This is a genomic window from Amycolatopsis orientalis (genome assembly GCF_000943515.2).
GTDB lineage: Bacteria > Actinomycetota > Actinomycetes > Mycobacteriales > Pseudonocardiaceae > Amycolatopsis > Amycolatopsis orientalis.
Map to the genome: position 1 here is coordinate 9,403,875 of NZ_CP016174.1, position 18,108 is coordinate 9,421,982.

Here is an 18,108-nt window from a genome sequence, read left to right on the forward strand (position 1 = left end):
GGAGTAGCTGTATCGGGAGCCTGACTACCCAAAACCCGCGCGGTCAAACCCCGGTTTACCGCTTCTTTGCAGCCAACAGTTCCCCATTCGGCGTAAAGCGGCAACCGCACGCGCCGACCCGGCGGCCACTTTCCCACCGCTCACCAGCCGGGAGGACGTCGACCGCTCCGCCGCACGTCGCATACCCTTCACCCCGTGAGCAAGGGAAGTCATCGCCGAGGCGCGTTACGCGTTGTGCGTGGTGGCTTGCTCGGCGTGAGTTCCGCGGCACTGGCCGTGACCGCGCACGTCCTCGGGGACGGCGAAGTACCCGATACGGCGATGACGCTGTTGCTCACCGTGCTCATCGGCTGGAACGCCGCCGCGCTCGCCGCGAAGGCACGGGGACCGGTGGCCACGATCATCGACCTCGGCGCCGGCCAGGTCGTGATGCATCTCGTGCTCAGCTCCCTGAGCAGCCACGAACTCGCCCACAATGCCCCGGCCCCCGCGCCCGCCTCGGGCGGACTCGCGATGACCGTGGCCCACGTCGTGGCGACGCTGGTCACCGCGCTGCTGCTGGCCAAGGCCGACGGACTGCTGCTCGGCGTCCTCGCCTGCCTGCGCGCGCTGGTCCCGTTCATCCTCGGCGCGCTTCCCGTACCCGCCCGTCCGGCGGCCCCGGTACTCGGCCGTCCGGCGGGCCCCGGTCACCTCGTCCGCGTGGACCTTCGCCGGGTCCACGGCAGGCGCGGTCCACCGCTCTTCTCCTGAATCCGGCTCATCCCCCGTAATCCCGGCGAGGTCCCCGAACCCGCCGTTCGATCCTGTTCAGGAGTATTCGTGTCCAAGCACGTCTTCAAGCGCGCCGGTTTCCTGGCCGCCACCGTCGGTATCACCGGTCTGCTTTCGGCCGGGATCGCCTCGGCCCACGTCACCGCCAACGTCTACGGCCCCCAGCCCGAGAAGGGCGGCTACGGGTCGATCTTCTTCCGCGTCCCCAACGAGGAGAAGGACGCCGGCACGGTCAAGGTCGAGGTCACCATCAAGCCCGAGTACGCACTCAGCTCGGTGCGTACCAAGCCGATCCCCGGCTGGAAGGCCGAAGTCGTCAAGTCGAAGCTGCCCGCCCCGGTGACCACCGCGTCCGGCACGCAGATCACCGAGGCCGTGACCAAGGTCTCCTGGACCGCCGAGCCCGGCACCAAGATCGCCGCCGGTTCGACCGAGTTCCAGGAGTTCCAGATCAGCGCGGGCCAGTTCCCCACCACCGTCGACGCGCTGGAGTTCCCGGCCACCCAGACGTATGAGAACGGCAAGGTCGTCAACTGGGACCAGCCGACCCCGGCTTCGGGCGAGGAGCCGGAGCACCCGGCACCGTCGGTGAAGCTCGCCGAGAAGAGCGGTGACGGGCACGGCGGCGGACACGGCTCCAACGCGAAGCCCGCCGAGGAATCGCACGCTTCGTCGTCGTCCGACAACACCGCCCGCTGGCTCGGCGGCGCCGGTCTGGCCGTCGGCGCGCTCGGACTCGGCGTCGGCGCCGGGGCCCCCCTGCGCGCCCGCCGCGCCACCGCCGCCGCCAAGAACACCGAGGGAACCGAGTAAATGCGTAAGGCGCTCATCGCGCTGGCGATCACCGGGGTGGCGTGGCTCGCCACCGCCACCCCGGCGCTGGCGCACAACGTGCTGATCTCGTCCGATCCGGCGAAGGGCGCTTCGATCGCCACCGGGCCGGCGAAGGTCACGCTCACGTTCGACCAGTACGTCCAGAACGCGAACGTCAACCAGATCGCGGTCATCGGACCGGGCGGCGGCCAGTGGGCCGAAGGCCAGGTCGAGGTCCGCGACAGCGTCGTGACCGTGCCGCTGCGGCCGCTCGGCCCGGCGGGCGAGTACAAGATCGGCTACCGGATCCTCTCCGCGGACGGGCACGCCGTGACCGGCGAGGTGCCGTTCACCGTCACCACCGCGGGCACCGGGACACCGGCGACCGTGGACGCGGCCAAGAGCGGTGGCGGGGAAGCCGCGAAAACCCCGGCGACCGGCGGCGAAGGCTCGTCCGGGGTGCCGATCTGGGTGTGGATCGCGGGTGCCGTCGTGCTCCTCGCCATCGGACTGACCGTCGCCCTGCGCACCGGCGCCGGTGACAAGGAGAAGAGCGGGTCATGACCCAGGCCGAGACCACCTCGCGCGCTCGCGTCGCCGTCCTGTTCTGCGTGGTGACGGCGGGGATCGTCGGCGCCCTGATCGGCGTCGCGCTGACGGCCACCGCCCCGGTGCCCGGGGTCGCGCAGGTCAGCGAGGTGGTCTCGGTCGCCATCCCGATCGTGCGGGTACTGCTGGACATCTCGGCGGTCGCCACCATCGGGCTGGCGCTGCTTTCGGTGCTGGTCGGCTACGACCGGCCGAAGCTCTCCGAGCCGATCATGCGGCTCGCGCGGCCCGCGAGCGTCGCGGCCGCGCTGGTCTGGGCGACCACCGCGCTCGTCGCGCTGATCCTCCAGACCGCCGAATACCGGCCGGGCTCCAGCACGCTGTCGATGTCGGACGTCGGCGGCTACATCGCCGACGTCGGCGCGGGGAAGGCGCTGCTGATCGTCGCGGTGCTGGCCCTGCTGCACGCGGGACTCGGCATCCTGGCGCTGAAGCACGGCGAGAAGGTGCCCGCCGAGGTCCGCGTCGGGCTCGGGTTGTTCGCGTTGCTGCCGCTGCCGGTCACCGGGCACGCGTCGAACTGGAACTACCACGACTACACGATGATCTCGATGGAGCTGCACGTGATGAGCGCCGTCGCCTGGACCGGCGGGCTCGGCGCGATGGCCGTGCTGCTCGTCGGCAACCGGACGCTGCTGGCGCACGCGCTGCCGCGGTTCTCCAAACTGGCGACACTGTGCCTGATCCTCGGCGCGGCGACCGGCCTGTTCAACGGGCTGATCGAGATCACGCTCAACCCGTCGATCGGGTTCTGGGAAGGCCTGTTCACCACGCCGTACGGACAACTGGTGCTGCTCAAACTGTTGTGCACCGGCGTGATCGCGGGACTCGGCGCCTACACGCGCTGGAAGCTGATGCCGCGGATCATCCGGCACAACCGGACGGCGCTGGCCGCGTGGGCGACGCTGGAGCTGACCGTGATGGGGCTGGCGTTCGGGTTCGCCGTCGTCCTGACGCGGGCACCGGTGGTGCCGACGACATAGCTGTTACAGCCCTTGCTCCATCCGGCCGCATTTGGCCGGTTTCGCTGTCCTCTTCGGACCTTCGCCGGGATGCTCTACGCGATCGCTGGGGTTAACCCGAAAAGGGGATGGTAGATGGGCAGCCCGATGCCGGGTGACGGTGAAGTCAGCGCGCCAGTGTTACCGCGCCAGCGTTCGGCGGCCCCGCTCACCCGGCAGGTGAGTTCGGGTCCGCGTCAGCTTCCGCCCGCACCGGCGCATTTCACCAACCGCTCGGCCGAACTCACGCGGCTCGAAAACCTGCTGGCCCAGGACGGCGCCGACGCCGACCGGCCGTCGGTGCACCTGATCAGCGGTCAGGGCGGCATCGGGAAGACGGCGCTGGCGACCGCGTGGGGCCGCCGCCTCGGTGACCGGTTCCCGGACGGGCAGCTGTGGGCGGATCTCGGCGGCTTCAGCACCAACGGCCCGCTCTCCCCTGGCGAAGCGCTCGGCCGGTTCCTGCGGGCTTTGGGCGTCCCACCGGAGGGCCTGCCCGCGGACGTCGAGGAACTCGCCGCCCTGTACCGCTCGACGACCGCCGACCGGCCCCTGCTCGTGCTGCTCGACAACGCGGGGTCGACCGAGCAGGTGCTGCCCCTGCTGCCCGCCTGCGGGCAAAGCCTCGTGATCGTGACTTCGAGGCGACGACTGGGCAGGCTCCAGACCGAACATCGCGCGAAGCTGATCGAGCTGGCCCCGTTCGGCTCCGCGCACAGCGCCGAACTGCTGGACCGCGCGGTCGGCGCCGAGCGGGTCGGTGCCGAAGCCGGCCACGCGCGCGACATCGTCGACCTGTGCGGCGGCCTGCCGATCGCCCTCACCACGATCAGCGCGAAGCTGGCCGGACGGCCGAAAATGTCGTTGGAGAAGATCGCCACCGAGCTGGGGAAGGAATATCGTCGACTGGCTACGCTCTCGACGAAAGAGGCCCAATCGGTGGAAGCCAGCTTCAACCTGTCCTATGACGAGCTCCCCTCCGACGCGGCCGCGCTGTACGCGGCGCTCGGCCTGCACCCCGGCCCCGACTTCGGCGTCGGGGTCGCGGCCGCTTCGATCGGCATCCGCCCCGAGGTCGCCGACGATCTGCTGGACCAGCTCGTCGACGTCGGACTGCTGATCGACCGCGGCGACGACCGGTACACCTTCCACGACCTCGCGCGGCTGCACGCCAAGGAGAAGACGGCGGGCAACGAGCACGATCGCGAGATCGCCGTGCGCCGCATGCTCGAGTGGTACCTGTACACGGCTTCCGCGACCGCGAGCCTGACCACGCCCGACCAGGACGAGATCCCGTACGACTACGAGTACCGTCCGGCGACGCGGATCAGGTTCGAGTCCTCCGAGGAGGCGCTCGCATGGCTGGAGCTGGAACGCGAGAACCTCATCGCCGCGGTCAAGGCGGCCCTCGACGCGCAGCTTCCGGAGCTCGGCTGGCAACTGGCCGCCGCGATGTGGCCGCTTTTCCTGCTGCGCAAGCATTATCCGGACTTCCTGCGGGTGAGCGAGATGGGCGTCCAGTGCGCACGGGCCTGGGGCCACTCGTCCGCGGAAGCGCTGATGCACAACCGCAGCGGCGCCGCCTGCCGCGGCACCGGCCGCTACGACGACGCCGTCCGGCACTATCTGGCCGGACGCGACGCCGCGCGGGCCGGCGGGGATCACGTCGTCGAGATCCGATCGGTGGAAGGGCTCGGCCTGGTCGCCCTCCAGCAGGGCAGGCTCGACGAGGCGATCGAGTGGTTCACCGAGGACCGTTCGCTCAGCGAGCGGCAGGACCGGCGGCACGACATCGGGCTGGCGCTGATCAACCTCGGCGCGACCCGCGCGCGCACCGGACAGGTCGAAGCCGCGATCGCCGACCTCACCCGGGCTCGCGACGTCCTCGACGGTGACGACTACAACGTGGCCCGTGCCCGGATCGAACTCGCCCGTGTCCTCACCGCCACCGGCGACCTCGCGGGCGCACGGGCCGAACTCGAACCCGCTCGCGCCACCATGGAGGCCAGCGGATCGAGGTTCGAGGTGGCCAGGGCGCTGTCGGCGTTCGGCGAGATCGCCGAAGCGGAAGGCGAACCCGAGGAAGCCCGGCGCCACTACGACCGGGCGTTGCCGATTTTCGTCGGCCTCGGCCGCCCGGAAGCCGACGCTCTGCGTACGCGTTTGGAACAACTGTGACCCGGCGGCACCGATCGGTGCACAACGACGAGGTGAACCCCGCCGCGCTAAATGACGGAGCGTAGCTGCAAGTTGCACATTTGGGGGAGCATTGATCCAATGGAAGTGATTAGCGCGGCCGAATTCGTCACCCATTGATCAGTGATTTCGGGCAAGCGACGAACGGTCATTTGCCGTCGGCGAATGCACGTGCAAGTTACCGTTCGCGGACGACTCAGCGATACCGGTTCCATCGGGCGCCGGTGCGCCCATACCGGAGATCGTCCAACCGTTTTCGCAGCTCATCCCGCACGCTGGGATGACTCCGGAGAATGGGGAGGACACTCGTCGTGAGCTTCAGTTCACGGATGGCACGCAGTACCGAGAAGCCGGACCAGGTGGTCACGTCGAATCCGTACCGCTCGGCGAACACGCGATAGCGGGCCGGGGGATCACCGAACCGTTCGAGGCCGACGGCGAGCGGCGTGAGGTCCCATTCCGGCGGTCCGACACCGGACGAATCGAAATCGCACAGCACCGGTCCGTCCGGTCCCGCGATCACATTCCCGGGGTGCGCGTCACCGTGGATCAGGCCCCGGGGCAGCGGGAAGTCGAGCGTCGCGAGCGCGGCCTCGACCTCGGCACAGCGTTCGAGCAGGAACCGCCGGTCGCCGTCGTCCAGCTCCTCCGCGTCCGAAACCCTGGCCCGGACCGCGGCGAACGGCGCCCATTCGGCGAGGCCCTCGGGCGGCTCGAGCGGGTGGACCTGGCGAAGCAGCGCGGCGAGGTCCGCGGATTTGGCCTTCCGGCCGGTGGAGGGCACTTTCCACCACACCGTCACGAGATGTTCGCCGACCGGGACGGGCTGTTCGATGCCGGGAAGCAGCCGGATGGCCGGCACTCCGTGCCCTTCGAGATGGCGCGCGACCCGCACGACGGTGCCGACGCGATGCCGCAGCTGGGTGGAGCCGACGATCCGGACGACGAACGGCGCGCTCGCCAGTGCGTAGACGGCGTTGTTGGTGAACCTCAGCAGCCGGGCGCCTTCGGCGTCCACGTCCAGCAGTTCGCACGTCCGCCGCAGGGCCTCGTGCAGTTTGCCGGGCGTGAACCGGCCGTCCAATCCGGTCCGCTCAGGCGGCGTAGAAGGAGTTGAGGCGATCGGCGAGGTCACGGGCGTCGGCGTTGTTCCGGCGGCGCTCCGCCTCGACCTGCAGCGGCCGCATCCGGTCCTTCACGCGCTCCGACTTGATGCCCTCGGCACAGTCGACGGCCTTCGAGCCCACCTTGGAGCCATGATCGAGATCGCCTTCGAGCAGGTGATTCGTGGCCAGTGCGCTGAGCATGAAGGTCTTGCTGCGGGCCATGTCGTCGTCGTAGGACTCGACGGCCTTCGTCAGCGCCGGGATCGCGTACTTGGTGTGCTCGGCGTTCTTCGCGGCGAGCACCGTGTGCACGGTGCCGATCATGGCGTAGACGTCGGTCTCGGTGAAGAACTTGACCCAGGACTCGGCCTCGGCCAGGTTGGCGCGGGCGAACTCGTCCTTGCTCCGGCCGAGCAGCTTCACGGCCTGCTCCTCGTTGCCCATCATCGCGTAGGCCCACGCCTCGTTGGCGCAGAGCACGGCGACCGCCAGCTCGGAGCCCGATTCCTGGGCGGCGATCTGGCCGAGCTGGAACAGTTTCAGCGCGTCGTTCGGCGCGTCCTGGTGCAGGTAGACGCGGCCCATCCGGTACAGCACGTTGGCCACCAGCGGGTGGTTGTCGCCCTGTTTCGCCAGGTCCAGCGCGTTCGCGAAGTGACCACGGGCGGAGTCCATCAGGCCGGTGTCGAAGGAGGTCCAACCGGCGAGGCTGTGCAGGTCGGCCAGCGCGACGTACAGGCGGTTCTTGACCATTTCGGTGCCGCTGGACTCGAGCATCTGCTGTCCCCAGGACAGCTGGGCGACGACGGCGTCGCGGCAGAAACCGCCGCCGTACTGGTAGTCGAGGGACCGGAGCGCTCTGGTCGCGGCTTCCACCTGGCGGACGTCGGTCATGCCGATCCGCCCGGGAGCGGGCGTCTTCGCCGGCCCCGCCGACCACGTACCCGATTCCGGACCGAACACCGCCGCACCCATCGTGACCTGGGCAGCGTGCGCGAGGAACCTCCGTCGCTTCACGGACTCGTCCTCCTCCGCCTGCTGGCCGTCGGCAGCGCCGACGACCTTTATCGCTGTCGCCTCGTCGTAGGCGAGACCCATGTATCCCCTGGGGACACCAAGGCCGTCAGCGATGCGGGTGAGCACGTCGTACGCCATCACCTGGCGACCTTTGAGGATCTCGGACACCTCGGACTGCGACTGGCCGGTCATCGCGGCGATCTGGCGCTGCGAAACACCGTGCTTGCGCAACAGCCGGTACACGGAAGAGATCTCCCGGGTGGCCAGTGCGGCTCGCATCTCCGGCTGCTCCCAGGCATCCGGTGGCACGGGGTGACTCTGGCGGCCCTTGGCACTCGCGTCCGAGCCGGCGACAGCGCCGCCACCGATACTGGCGTCCATTGCGCCCCCTCACAGTTCCGTTGGGGTCGAGAAACAGCGTAGGCACACCTATTCAACCGCGCGAAACACCGGAATGCCCGCCGTGATCGGCCCGGCAGAAGTCGTTTGACCGCTTACCGTGAAACCTCGTCCGGTCACCGCTATGACGGCGGTTCGACCTTCTATCGAACTCGGTTTCACATCACTGTAGTTGTCAGATCTCCGTGACCGCCCAGCCACCGGCAGCGATCACAGAGAGCTACCAAGTCTCCGAACCCCCTACAGGTGCGGATTCGCGGTTACGAAGACGACGTGGAACGAGAGAGCGGAGAAGAGCCAGTGGAGTTCGTGGACTCGATCGCAACAGGCTCCATCACCGCGGGACGGCCCGGTATGGCCACGCGCCACCTGCGTGCGGCCGGCCCCGCCGGTCAGCAGGCGGTCGCCGTCGCCCCCGGTGCCAACCGTACGGTCTCCCCGTCCGCCCCGGTCGACCCCCGTACCGCGAGTGTGCGCCGTTATGAAGGCGGACAACTGGTCTGGCGCGTGCAGTGCGGCGATCTCATCAGCCGCGAGCGCGCCGTCACCGTGTTCGTCGAAGACAACCAGGTGGTTCTCGTCTCGCCGCCAGGAGAGACCGCGCGCCTGACGTCCGGCCAGCTCGGACAGCTCAGGGCCGCGCTCAACGAAGCCGCCAAGATGGCGGAAAGGTAACGGTGAGTTCTCCGTGGATCAGGTCCTAGGGCAAGTCCTCCGCAACGCGGTTTGGGAACGCCTCGACATGCTCTCCGATCTCGCGACCCGGGCCGACGCGCAGTCGCTCGTGTCGGTCGCCCGCTCGGAGCTCCCCCGGCTTACCGAGGGCTGGCGCGCCATGCTTCAGGCGCACGAGCCCGACGAGCGGGGGGACTGCCCCACCTGCTCGACCCGCTGGCACAAGTGCAAGGCCCCCTGCTCGGTGTGGCAGGTCGCGCACGAGCACCTGGTCGCCGGGGGCCTCGCCCCCCAGCAGACCGCGGCCTCCCAGGACCACCGGCGGGAGAGCCGACGGCGTCTCCCCGGGCAGACCCGCGCCGCCAGCGCGAGCGAAACCACCGGCAGGCACGCGCTGGTCAACCCGCGCAGGCCCGCCATCGGCGGCGTACACGCCTGAAAGCCGGGTGAGTGAACGGCGGTCCGAGCGCCCCCTCGGCAACCACGCCAAGATCTCGCCCTCGCCGGCGGCGGTTCGCGCGTACCCCCGAACGCGACGAGCCGCTCTCGGTAATCACTCCGGTCCCCACCGCGATTAATCGAAAATTATCGGCAGAACACCTAGCGAACGCAGTAATCGGTCGCTAAGTTGATGATCACAAACGCAGCGCGATTCCTGGTCAGGAGCCCGCTGCCATCCCCCGAACCCCGCGGGCCGGTGCCGTTGCACTCCCCTCCCCCGACCGGCACCGGTCCGCGGTCTCCACTCCGCTGATGGCTTCTCAGCGGGACAAAGAACTTCGAACCGCGGCTCAGCTGACTGTTTTCACCCGCGTGACCAGCACCGCGGCGAGAATGGTGGACAGCGCCGAAGCCGCGAAGAGGCTCGGATAGCCGCCCAGGTAGGCGAGAATCGGCGCGGTCAGCATCGGCGCCACCACCTGCGGCAGCGAGTTCGCGATGTTGATGACCCCGAGGTCCTTCGCCCGGTCCTGTGCGGCGGGCAGCACCTGCGTGAGCATCGCCAGCGCGACGGCCATGTAGGCGCCGAAACCGATGCCCAGCAACGGTGACGCCGCGAGCGCGGCCGTCCAGTTCTGCCAGACGACCAGCACCAGCGCGGCGATCGCCATCACGGCCGACGCCGCCAGGACGTACGGCTTACGCCGTCCGGACTTGTCGGAGAAATGCCCGGCGATGAGCGCGCCGACGATCAGCGCGGCCCCGTAGAGCCCCATCATGATCAGCAGGCCGGTGTCCGGATCTTCGTAGTGCACCGCGTCCTTGAGGAAGAACAACAGGTACAGCGTGCCGAAGGCGTTGCCGAGGTTGATCATGAAGTGGCAGCCCCACGCCCAGGCGAAGTCCGGATGCCTGCGCGGGGAGATCCACAGGTTCGCCAGCACGTCCCGGGTGCGGACGGACGGCCGGAACTCGACCGGCAACCGCGCGTCCGGCGTGCGCAGGATGAAGGCCGCCGCCCCCGCCAGCACGATGGCCGCGCAGACCGAATAGCCCAGGGGTAGTCCGGCGACTTCGAGCATCACCACGACGACCACCGCGCCGAGTACGGTCCCGAGCATCTGGGCGATGCCGACCAGCCCGCCGACCTGCGCGCGCTGCGGCACGGGGACCCGGTCGGCGATGGCCGAAACCAGCATCGCGAGCATCCCGTTGAGCCCTGCTTGGACGAGGCACCAGCCGAGCACCATGACCGCGATGTTCGGTGCGAACGCGAGGACGAGGAGCCCGGCCGCGGCGACCGCCGCACCGGCCGCCGTCCACGGATGACGGCGGCCGCGGGCGGAACAGGTCCGGTCCGAGAGCAGGCCGACGGCGGGGTTGGCGATCAGCGCGATGACCGCACCGATTCCGGTGACCAGGCTGAACACGGCCTCTTTGTCGGCCGCGTCCAGAATCTCGGCCTGTTTGGGCAGCAAGACCTGGATGGGCGCGTAGATCCCCAGCCAGAGCGCGATGTTCGCGAAGAACAGCAGGCTCATCCACCCCGCGCGGACCCTGGCGACCGGCTCGGCGAGTGCCTCGGGCAGCTCCGTGACCTCACTCATGGCTGATCAGTTTCCGGTACCAGTCGAAGGAATCCTTCGGCGTCCGCTTCTGCGTCTCGTAGTCGATGTGCACCAGGCCGAACCGCGGCCGGTAGCCCTTCGACCATTCGAAGTTGTCCATCAGCGACCACACGAAGTACCCGCGGACGTCGACGCCGGCGTCCATCGCCTCCCGGACCGCGACGAGGTGGCTGTCGAGGAAGTCGATGCGCTCCTGATCGTGCACGTGCCCGTCTTCGGCGACGACGTCGTCGAAACTGCAGCCGTTTTCGGTGATGTAGACCGGCGGGAGGTGCTCGTGGTAGCGCTCCTGGAAGCCGACGAGCAGCTCGCGCAACCCATGCGGGACGATCGGGGAATCGTTGGTGGTCAGGGGATATCCCTCGATCGCGCGAAGTTCGAAGGGCAGCGGATTGCCTTCGCCGGGCGCGGCGACGCCCTGCGGCTCGTAGTAGTTCACGCCGTAGAAGTCGAGCGGCTGCGCGATGGTGGCCAGATCCTCCGCGAAACCGGCGGGGAGATGCGGGACGACCTGTTCGGGATAACGGCCCAGCAGCACAGGATCGGCGTACGTCCGGTTGATGAGGGCGTCAATCCATTCGCCGGCGGCCTTGTCCTCCGGCGAATCGGAGGCCGGCCAGATCGGCGAATGGTTGTTGGCCGTGCCGACGCTGCGGGCGCCCGCCGCGCGCAGGGCTTGGACGGCGAGACCGTGCGCGAGATTCTGGTAGTGCGCGGTGGGCAAGGCGTCGAGCAGCAGGGTCTTGCCGGGGGCGTACTCGCCGATCGCGTATCCGAAGATCGACATGACCATGGGCTCGTTGAGCGGGATCCACATTTTCACCCGATCGGCGAATCGCTCGCCCACGATGGCGGCGTATTCGCCGAACCGCTCTGCGGTGTCACGGGCGAGCCAGCCACCCTTGTCCTCGAGCGCCTGCGGGAGGTCCCAGTGGAAGAGCGTCCCCGCCGGGCGGATACCGGCGGCGCAGACTTCGTCGATGAGTTCGTCGTAGAAGGCGAGACCTTCCGCGTTGGGCTTTCCGGCGCCGTCGGGCTGGATCCTCGGCCAGGCGAAGGACATCCGGTAGGCGCCGACGCCGAGTTCGGTCATCAGCGCGATGTCCTCGGAGTAGCGGTGGTAGTGATCGGCCGCTACCTTTGCGTGCTCAGCCCGCGCGATCTTTCCCTCCGTTTCGGTGAAGGTGTCCCAAATGGACTGTCCTCGGCCACCTTCTCCGGTCGCCCCTTCGATCTGAAAGGCGGAGGTCGAGACACCCCACAGGAATTCGGACGGGAAAGTCGGATTCTCCACCGGCGACACACCTTTCCTCGGGACACTCGGACCGAACATGAAAAGTTCTCAGATACTATGCCTTCACTCGACCGTGGGGAACCCCGTCGGCACGATAAAGTCGCAGATCAGCGAAGGAGGAGCCCGCGTGTCCGACATCCAGGCCGCTAAACCGCAGACGGAGACGACTCCGCTCCGGCGGCAGCCCGTTCAGCAGCGCAGCGCCAAGCGGGTGGAGCAGATGCTCGACGCCAGCGCCCAGCTGATCGACGAGCTCGGTTACGACGCACTGACGACCACGCTGATCGCGAAGCGCGCCGGCGTGGCCGTCGGGTCGCTGTACCAGTTCTTCCCCGACAAGCGGGCCGTCGTGCAGGCGCTGACGCAGCGCAACCTCGAACGGTTCGTCAGTTCGGTGTCCGAAACGCTCAACCAGCTCGCGCCCGAGCACTGGTGGGACGTGGTGGACTCGATCCTCGACATCTACCTCGACATGCACCGCGAGGTCCCCGGGTTCTCGAAGGTCCACTTCGGTGACGTCGTGGACCGTCAGCTGCTCGACGAGACTCGCGACAACAACGCCGTCATCGTCGACGCGCTCACCGACGTGCTTTCGGCGCGGATCTCGTCACCGCCGGACGACATCCGGTTCGCGCTGACGATCGCCAACGAGACGGCCGACGCGCTGCTGAAGCTCGCGTTCCGTCGTGACCCGCGCGGGGACGAACGGATCGTGGCGGAGGCGAAGTCGGTGGTGAAGGGGTACTTGGCGAGCAAGTTCGGGGAAGCCTGAGTGGGGGCTGAAGGGGCCCTTCACCGCATCTGACTCGGTGAAGGGCCCCTTCGTCGCGTCGGACTCGGCGAAGGGCCCCTTCAGCCCGCAACTGTCCCTTGTGGACTCGCGATTCGCTGCTACCCGGGTGTCGCGAAGGCCCCCTTTGCGACGCTCAACGTCGCGAAGGGGGCCTTCGCATCACCGGTGGATCCCCCTGCTCCATTCGTGTCCACCGGCGCCCGGATCCCCTGTCCCAGCAGTCACACAATCCCCACAAGCCACGCCGTCACCCACCCTGAACAGGCCTTACCCGGTTATCCACATAAGTTGTCCACACCCACCCACAGTTGTGGACAACCTCGCCCCTCACTCCGCCGGAACCCGATCCCCGACACCCCCTCCCGATACGCTGGTGCAGGGCGCGCCCCCCAGGGATGGGTGGGGGTGGGGTTGTGGGGTCAGCCGAAGTTTTGGTGTTCGCCTCGGTAGGTGGGGACGGTTCGGTCGACGCGGTCGCCGATGACGACGTGGTAGTGCGTGAAGCGTTCGGCGAGTTCGCCCGCCTTCGCGTGGCGCATCCAGACGCGGTCGCCGAGCCGCAGGTGGCGGGCGGCTTCGCCGGAAACGGGGGTTTGGACTTCGCCGGCGCCTTCGAAGCCGAGCAGCGAAAGGCCTTCGGGCAGGTACGGCGACGGGAGTCGCGAAGCCTCCGCCGGGCCCGAAGCGATGTAGCCGCCGGAGAAAAGCGTCGCGACCTTCGGCGCGGGGCGCCGGACCACGGGGAGCGCGAACATCGCGGCCGGGCGCGGCGAGAAGTGCGCATAGCCGTCGAAGAGGGTGGGGCCGATCAGGCCGGAGCCTGCCGCGATTTCGGTGACGGCGGCTTCGGCGCCGGTCGATTCGACACTGCCGCTGCCGCCGCCGTTGACGAACTCCAGCTCCGTCAGCGCCCGCACCGCCCGCACGGCGGCCGCGCGGCGCTTCGCGATTTCCACAATGGACTTCCGCTGCATCCAGCCGACGATCGAGTTCTTGACGCCACTGCCCGCGGCGTCGCCGAGACCGGCGATCTGGCCTTCGTACGCCATCATCCCGACGAGCCGGAATCCCTTGCGGGACAAGATGGTTCGCGCCAGATCGGCGGCCTGCCTCGGGCTGAACACCGGCGAGCGCCTGGTCCCGACGTGCACTCCGGGCAGCGGCCGCCACGACGCGTCGAGTTCGAGACAGACCCGGATCTCGGGGTGGTCCTGGCCGAGCGCGGCGTCGACCAGATCGAGGTGTTCGGGCGAATCGACCATGATCGAGATCGCCGCCCGCGCCTGGTCGTTCGCCGCCAGCCGCCGCAGCGCGCCGTGGTCGGCGGTCGGGTAGGCGACGACGATGTCATCGGTCGTCCCCTGCTCGACGTGCCAGACCGCTTCAGCGAGCGAGTAGCACATGAGGCCCTCGAATCCGGGCCGCGCGAGCACCCTGTCGAGCAGGTACCGGCAACGGACCGACTTGCTGACCACGCGGATCGGTTTGCCGCCCGCCCGCCGCAGCAGGTCGGCGCCGTTCGCGTCGAAAGCATCCAAGTCGACAACCGCGAACGGAGGATCCAGGTCCTTCGTCGCCAAGTCGTACACCGTCGCACTGGTCACCCGAACTAAGGTACGACAGAAGGGCTTGAAACGCGAATACTATTCACTTACTGTTTCGGCACTCACAAGAACACCACGGGTTAGGTGGGCGCATGACACGGTGGAGCAACTGGGCCGGCACCGCGACGGCGTCGCCGCTGCGGGTGCATCGGCCGCGCGACACGAACGAGATCGCCACCGCGATCGGCCGGACGGTCGCCGACGGACGGCGCCTGCGCCCACTGGGCAGCGGCCACTCGTTCACCGCGATCGCCGCGGCGAATTCGGACGCCATGGACCTGACCGGCTGGACCGGTATCGCCTCCGCCGACGTCGCGAAAGGCCTGGTCACGGTCCGCTCGGGCACCACGCTCAAGCAGCTCAACGCCGAACTCGACGCGCTGGGGCTGGCGATGACCAACCTCGGCGACATCGACGCGCAGACCGTCGCGGGCGCGATCTCCACCGGCACCCACGGCACCGGCGCCCGGCTCGGCGGCATCGCCACGCAGATCGCGGGGCTCGAACTCGTCCTCGCCGACGGCACCGTGGTCACCTGTTCGGCGGATGAGCGCCCCGACCTGTTCGCCGCCGCGCGAGTCGGCCTCGGCGCACTCGGCGTCATCAGCACCGTCACCCTGCAGTGTGAACCGTCGTTCCTGCTGTCCGCGCAGGAACGGCCGGAACCCCTCGAACAGGTTCTCGAAGGCTTCGACCAGTTCGCCGACGAGAACGACCACTTCGAGTTCTACTGGTTCCCCTACGGCAAGAACGCCCTGGTCAAACGCAACAACCGGCTACCGGCGGGCAGCGAGCACCGCCCGCTGACCAAGCTGAAGGAATTCGTCGACTACGAGCTCACCGAGAACCTCGCGTTCGGCGGGCTGTGCCGCCTCGGGCGCGCCGTGCCGAAACTCGTCCAGCCGCTCGGCAGATTCGCCTCGAACATCCTCTCCGCCCGCGAGTACAGCGACCTGTCGCATCGCGTCTTCGTGACCCATCGCGGGGTACGGTTCGTCGAGTCGGAGTTCGCGATCCCCCGCGAGTCGCTGCTCGACGTCTTCGCCGAACTCCGCGCGCTGGTACCGAAACTGGAGAACCCGGTCGCGTTCCCGGTCGAGGTGCGGGTCGCCGCCGCGGACGACATCTGGCTCTCCACCGCGAACGGCCGCGACTCCGCCTACATCGCGATCCACCAGTTCGTCGGCATGCCTTATCGCGAGTACTTCGCCGGATTCGCGTCGATCGTCGGCGAGGTCGGCGGCCGCCCGCACTGGGGCAAGATGCACGACCTCGACTCCTCCGTCCTCCGCTCGCGTTATCCGCGGTTCGACGACTTCACGCGGATCCGCAAAGAGGTGGACCCGGCCGGGGTCTTCGCGAACACCTACCTCGACCGGGTTCTCGGCACCGTTTAGGCGGTTTCGGCTAGGCCGTTTCAAAGAGCGCGCTGACCGACTCGCCGTTGTGGATCCGCCGCATCGCCTCCGCCAGCGCGGGCGCGATCGACAAGACCCGCAGCTTCGGGCTCTGCTCCTCCGGCGGGATCGGCACCGTGTTCGTGCAGACGACCTCCAGCACGTCCGGCTGGCTGCCGATCCGCTCGAGCGCGCCGCTGGAGAACAGCCCGTGCGTGCACGCGACGCGGATCGAGCGCGGCTTCAGTTCCCGCAGCTTGGTGAGCAGTTCGAGCACCGTGCTGCCCTTGGCGATCTCGTCGTCGAGGACGATCACGTCGCGACCGGTGATCTCCCCGATCACCGAGCTGATCTCGACCCTGTCGTCGGCGAAACGCTGTTTCGCGCCGGCGGCGACCTGAACCCCGAGCAGCCGGGCGAAATGCGCGGCCTCCTTGGCGTTGCCGAGATCCGGCGAGACCACGGTGGTCGCGGAGAGGTCGTACTGCCGGAAGTGCTTCGCCAGTTCCTGCAAGGCGTGCAGGTGGTCGACCGGGACGCTGAAGAATCCGTGCACCTGCGGCGAGTGCAGCGTCATCGCGAGGACGCGATCGGCACCGGCGGTCGCCATCAGGTCGGCGACGAGACGGCCACCGATCGAGATCCGCGGCGCGTCCTTCTTGTCCGAGCGGGCGTACGAATAGTGCGGCATGACGACGGTGATCCGCTTCGCCGACGCGCCCCGCGCGGCGTCCAGCATCAGCAGCAGTTCGACGAGATGCTCCTGCACCGGCCGCACCAGCGGCTGGATCAGGAAGACGTCCCGCTCGCGGCAGTTCGCCTGGAGCTGGACTTCCAGGCAGTCGTTGGCGAACCGCTGAACCCGCACGGGATGCAGCGGAACGCCCAGATGAGTACAGATCTCTTCGGCCAGCTCGGGATGTGCGCTGCCACTGAAGACCGCGATGTCCTCGCGCAAGGACCTACTCCGTTCATTCAAAAGACGGATTACGTCCACACACTAAGGTTTCACAGAGCGGAAACGGCCTGATCGATAGCAGTATCACCTGAGATCGCTTCGAGGACTCGTCCCGCCGTCGACGGATTGTCGAGCAGCGCGACGAGGATCGCGGCGACGTCCTGGCGCGGGATCGGCCCGCGACCGGTCGCTTCGGCGATCCGGACCTTGCCGGTGCCTTCGTCGTCGGTGAGCTGACCCGGCCGCAGGATCGTCCAGTCGAGGTCGCGGGCGCGCAGATCGTCCTCGGCGGCTTTCTTGGCCTTGAGGTAGATCCGGAAATCGTCCGGGACGTCCGCGGTCTCCCATTTGTCGGCGCCCATGGAGCCGACCTGGATGTGCCGCCGCGTACCGGCCTGTTCGGCGGCCGCCGCGAAGAGTTCCGCGGCGGCTCTGTCCACAGTGTCCTTACGGGCGGTGCCGCTGCCGGGCCCGGCTCCCGCCGCGAAGATGGCGGCGTCGGCGCCGTCGAGCACCTTGGCCACGGCGTCCACATCGGACTTTTCCAGGTCGAGGACGACGGCTTCGGCACCGGCCGCCTCGAGATCGGCGACGTGATCGGGATTACGCACGATCCCCACCGCCTGATCACCGCGCGCGGCGAGGAGTTTCTCCAGTTTCAGGGCGATCTGTCCGTGTCCACCCGCAATGACGACCCGCATGGGACCGACAGTAGCCGGTTCAGTCCACTTCGGCAGGGAGCTCGGTGCCGCGCAGCAGCTGGTCGTAGACGATCTCGTTGACCAGGCGCGAGACCGGGTCCTCGTCCAGGATCATGCGCTCGTTGTGGCCCTCGAGGTCGAGGTCGGTCACGCCGTTGGGATCGGCGGTGGCGATGGCGAGCCCGTAGGCGCGGGCACGCGGCAGGCAGTTGCCGACGTAGTCCTCGGTCAGTACGGCTGGCGATGGGAGCACCATCGCGGCCTCGCCGTAGCGTGCGAACGGGACCGCGGAGGCCATCGCGGTGCGCCAGTGCCGGGCGACCGCAAGGACGCCGATGATCTCGGCGGCCGGCGCGGGTGCGGTCGCGGCCAGCTCTGGCCATGTCCAGGTGTCGACGGTGGCGCGATCGACGACGGGACCCATGCCCATCGCGATGCGCTCCGCGTGCACGTCGGTGCGGAGCCGGGCGACCACGCAGATCTTGCGGCCGAGCACGGTGGTCTCCGGCAAGACGATGCCGTTCCAGCCGAGCAGGGCCGCCGCCTTGCGCGAAAGCTCCTCGACGCTCGCGGGCAGTTCGATCGGCGGCACCACCCGGCTCGGCAGTGACCGGCTGCGCTTCGCGCCACCGGCGACCGTCGAGCTCTCCATGTTCGGTGTAGCCGCCACGTTCCGCCTCCTTCGAACCTGGTTTCCCTAAG

The 18,108-nt window shown here is 68.6% G+C and carries 17 protein-coding genes; 9 read left to right on the forward strand and 8 right to left on the reverse strand.

What is annotated here, in order from left to right; translation table 11 throughout:
- The first annotated feature begins 255 nt into the window (after positions 1 to 255).
- The 5 genes from SD37_RS41365 (at position 256) to SD37_RS41385 (ending at position 5,375) form a co-directional block, all read left to right on the forward strand.
- Positions 256 to 753, forward strand: a complete 498-nt coding sequence (locus SD37_RS41365; protein ID WP_145927045.1) for a hypothetical protein — start codon at positions 256 to 258, stop codon at positions 751 to 753.
- Positions 754 to 822: 69 nt separating this feature from the next.
- Entirely contained in the window at positions 823 to 1,587 is a 765-nt protein-coding gene (locus SD37_RS41370; RefSeq protein WP_065913079.1) for a YcnI family copper-binding membrane protein, read from the forward strand.
- On the forward strand, positions 1,588 to 2,151 hold the full coding sequence (locus SD37_RS41375; protein WP_037308870.1) for a copper resistance CopC family protein: 564 nt from the start codon (positions 1,588 to 1,590) through the stop codon (positions 2,149 to 2,151).
- Entirely contained in the window at positions 2,148 to 3,179 is a 1,032-nt protein-coding gene (locus tag SD37_RS41380; protein WP_044849578.1) for a copper resistance D family protein, read from the forward strand. Before SD37_RS41375 ends, SD37_RS41380 begins: the two co-directional genes overlap by 4 nt.
- Before the next feature lie 114 nt (positions 3,180 to 3,293).
- Entirely contained in the window at positions 3,294 to 5,375 is a 2,082-nt protein-coding gene (locus SD37_RS41385) for an ATP-binding protein (RefSeq protein WP_044849577.1), read from the forward strand.
- Positions 5,376 to 5,589: 214 nt separating this feature from the next.
- Here the strand turns inward: SD37_RS41385 and SD37_RS41390 are convergent, their stop codons facing one another.
- Both SD37_RS41390 and SD37_RS41395 read right to left on the reverse strand, forming a co-directional pair.
- Entirely contained in the window at positions 5,590 to 6,477 is an 888-nt protein-coding gene (locus SD37_RS41390; RefSeq protein WP_044849576.1) for an aminoglycoside phosphotransferase family protein, read from the reverse strand.
- A gap of 10 nt (positions 6,478 to 6,487) precedes the next feature.
- Complete coding sequence (locus tag SD37_RS41395) at positions 6,488 to 7,897, reverse strand: helix-turn-helix transcriptional regulator (RefSeq protein WP_037308858.1); 1,410 nt, start codon at positions 7,895 to 7,897, stop codon at positions 6,488 to 6,490.
- A 318-nt stretch (positions 7,898 to 8,215) separates the two neighbouring features.
- Here SD37_RS41395 and SD37_RS41400 point away from each other — a divergent pair, with 318 nt between their 5' ends.
- Both SD37_RS41400 and SD37_RS41405 read left to right on the forward strand, forming a co-directional pair.
- The gene (locus SD37_RS41400) at positions 8,216 to 8,590 is read left to right on the forward strand and encodes a hypothetical protein (RefSeq protein WP_044849575.1); all 375 of its coding nucleotides are present in this window, start codon (positions 8,216 to 8,218) and stop codon (positions 8,588 to 8,590) included.
- Positions 8,591 to 8,603: 13 nt separating this feature from the next.
- Positions 8,604 to 9,029 carry a hypothetical protein gene (locus SD37_RS41405; RefSeq protein WP_044849574.1) on the forward strand — a complete coding sequence of 142 codons (426 nt, stop codon included), beginning with the start codon at positions 8,604 to 8,606 and terminating at the stop codon, positions 9,027 to 9,029.
- Between the two features lie 352 nt (positions 9,030 to 9,381).
- Here SD37_RS41405 and SD37_RS41410 read toward each other — a convergent pair whose 3' ends face one another.
- Together SD37_RS41410 and SD37_RS41415 are read right to left on the reverse strand one after the other, a co-directional pair.
- On the reverse strand, positions 9,382 to 10,638 hold the full coding sequence (locus SD37_RS41410) for an MFS transporter (protein WP_044849573.1): 1,257 nt from the start codon (positions 10,636 to 10,638) through the stop codon (positions 9,382 to 9,384).
- Complete coding sequence (locus SD37_RS41415; protein ID WP_044849762.1) at positions 10,631 to 11,953, reverse strand: GH1 family beta-glucosidase; 1,323 nt, start codon at positions 11,951 to 11,953, stop codon at positions 10,631 to 10,633. Before SD37_RS41415 ends, SD37_RS41410 begins: the two co-directional genes overlap by 8 nt.
- A gap of 127 nt (positions 11,954 to 12,080) precedes the next feature.
- Between SD37_RS41415 and SD37_RS41420 the strand changes: the two genes are divergently transcribed.
- Positions 12,081 to 12,725, forward strand: coding sequence for a TetR/AcrR family transcriptional regulator (locus SD37_RS41420; RefSeq protein ID WP_044849572.1), 645 nt, complete (start codon positions 12,081 to 12,083; stop codon positions 12,723 to 12,725).
- 440 nt (positions 12,726 to 13,165) lie between these two features.
- Here the strand turns inward: SD37_RS41420 and SD37_RS41425 are convergent, their stop codons facing one another.
- Entirely contained in the window at positions 13,166 to 14,350 is a 1,185-nt protein-coding gene (locus SD37_RS41425) for an amino acid deaminase/aldolase (RefSeq protein WP_044849571.1), read from the reverse strand.
- Positions 14,351 to 14,442: 92 nt separating this feature from the next.
- On the opposite strand from SD37_RS41425, the gene SD37_RS41430 reads away from it, so the two are divergent.
- Positions 14,443 to 15,747 carry a D-arabinono-1,4-lactone oxidase gene (locus SD37_RS41430; RefSeq protein WP_044849570.1) on the forward strand — a complete coding sequence of 435 codons (1,305 nt, stop codon included), beginning with the start codon at positions 14,443 to 14,445 and terminating at the stop codon, positions 15,745 to 15,747.
- Positions 15,748 to 15,757: 10 nt separating this feature from the next.
- On the opposite strand, the gene SD37_RS41435 is transcribed toward SD37_RS41430, so the two are convergent.
- The 3 genes from SD37_RS41435 to SD37_RS41445 are packed head-to-tail and all read right to left on the reverse strand — an operon-like array spanning position 15,758 to position 18,076.
- Entirely contained in the window at positions 15,758 to 16,705 is a 948-nt protein-coding gene (locus tag SD37_RS41435; RefSeq protein ID WP_037308842.1) for a ribose-phosphate diphosphokinase, read from the reverse strand.
- 50 nt (positions 16,706 to 16,755) lie between these two features.
- Positions 16,756 to 17,406 carry an NAD(P)H-binding protein gene (locus tag SD37_RS41440; RefSeq protein ID WP_044849569.1) on the reverse strand — a complete coding sequence of 217 codons (651 nt, stop codon included), beginning with the start codon at positions 17,404 to 17,406 and terminating at the stop codon, positions 16,756 to 16,758.
- A gap of 19 nt (positions 17,407 to 17,425) precedes the next feature.
- Positions 17,426 to 18,076 carry a hypothetical protein gene (locus tag SD37_RS41445; RefSeq protein WP_037308836.1) on the reverse strand — a complete coding sequence of 217 codons (651 nt, stop codon included), beginning with the start codon at positions 18,074 to 18,076 and terminating at the stop codon, positions 17,426 to 17,428.
- Between the last annotated feature and the right edge of the window lie 32 nt (positions 18,077 to 18,108).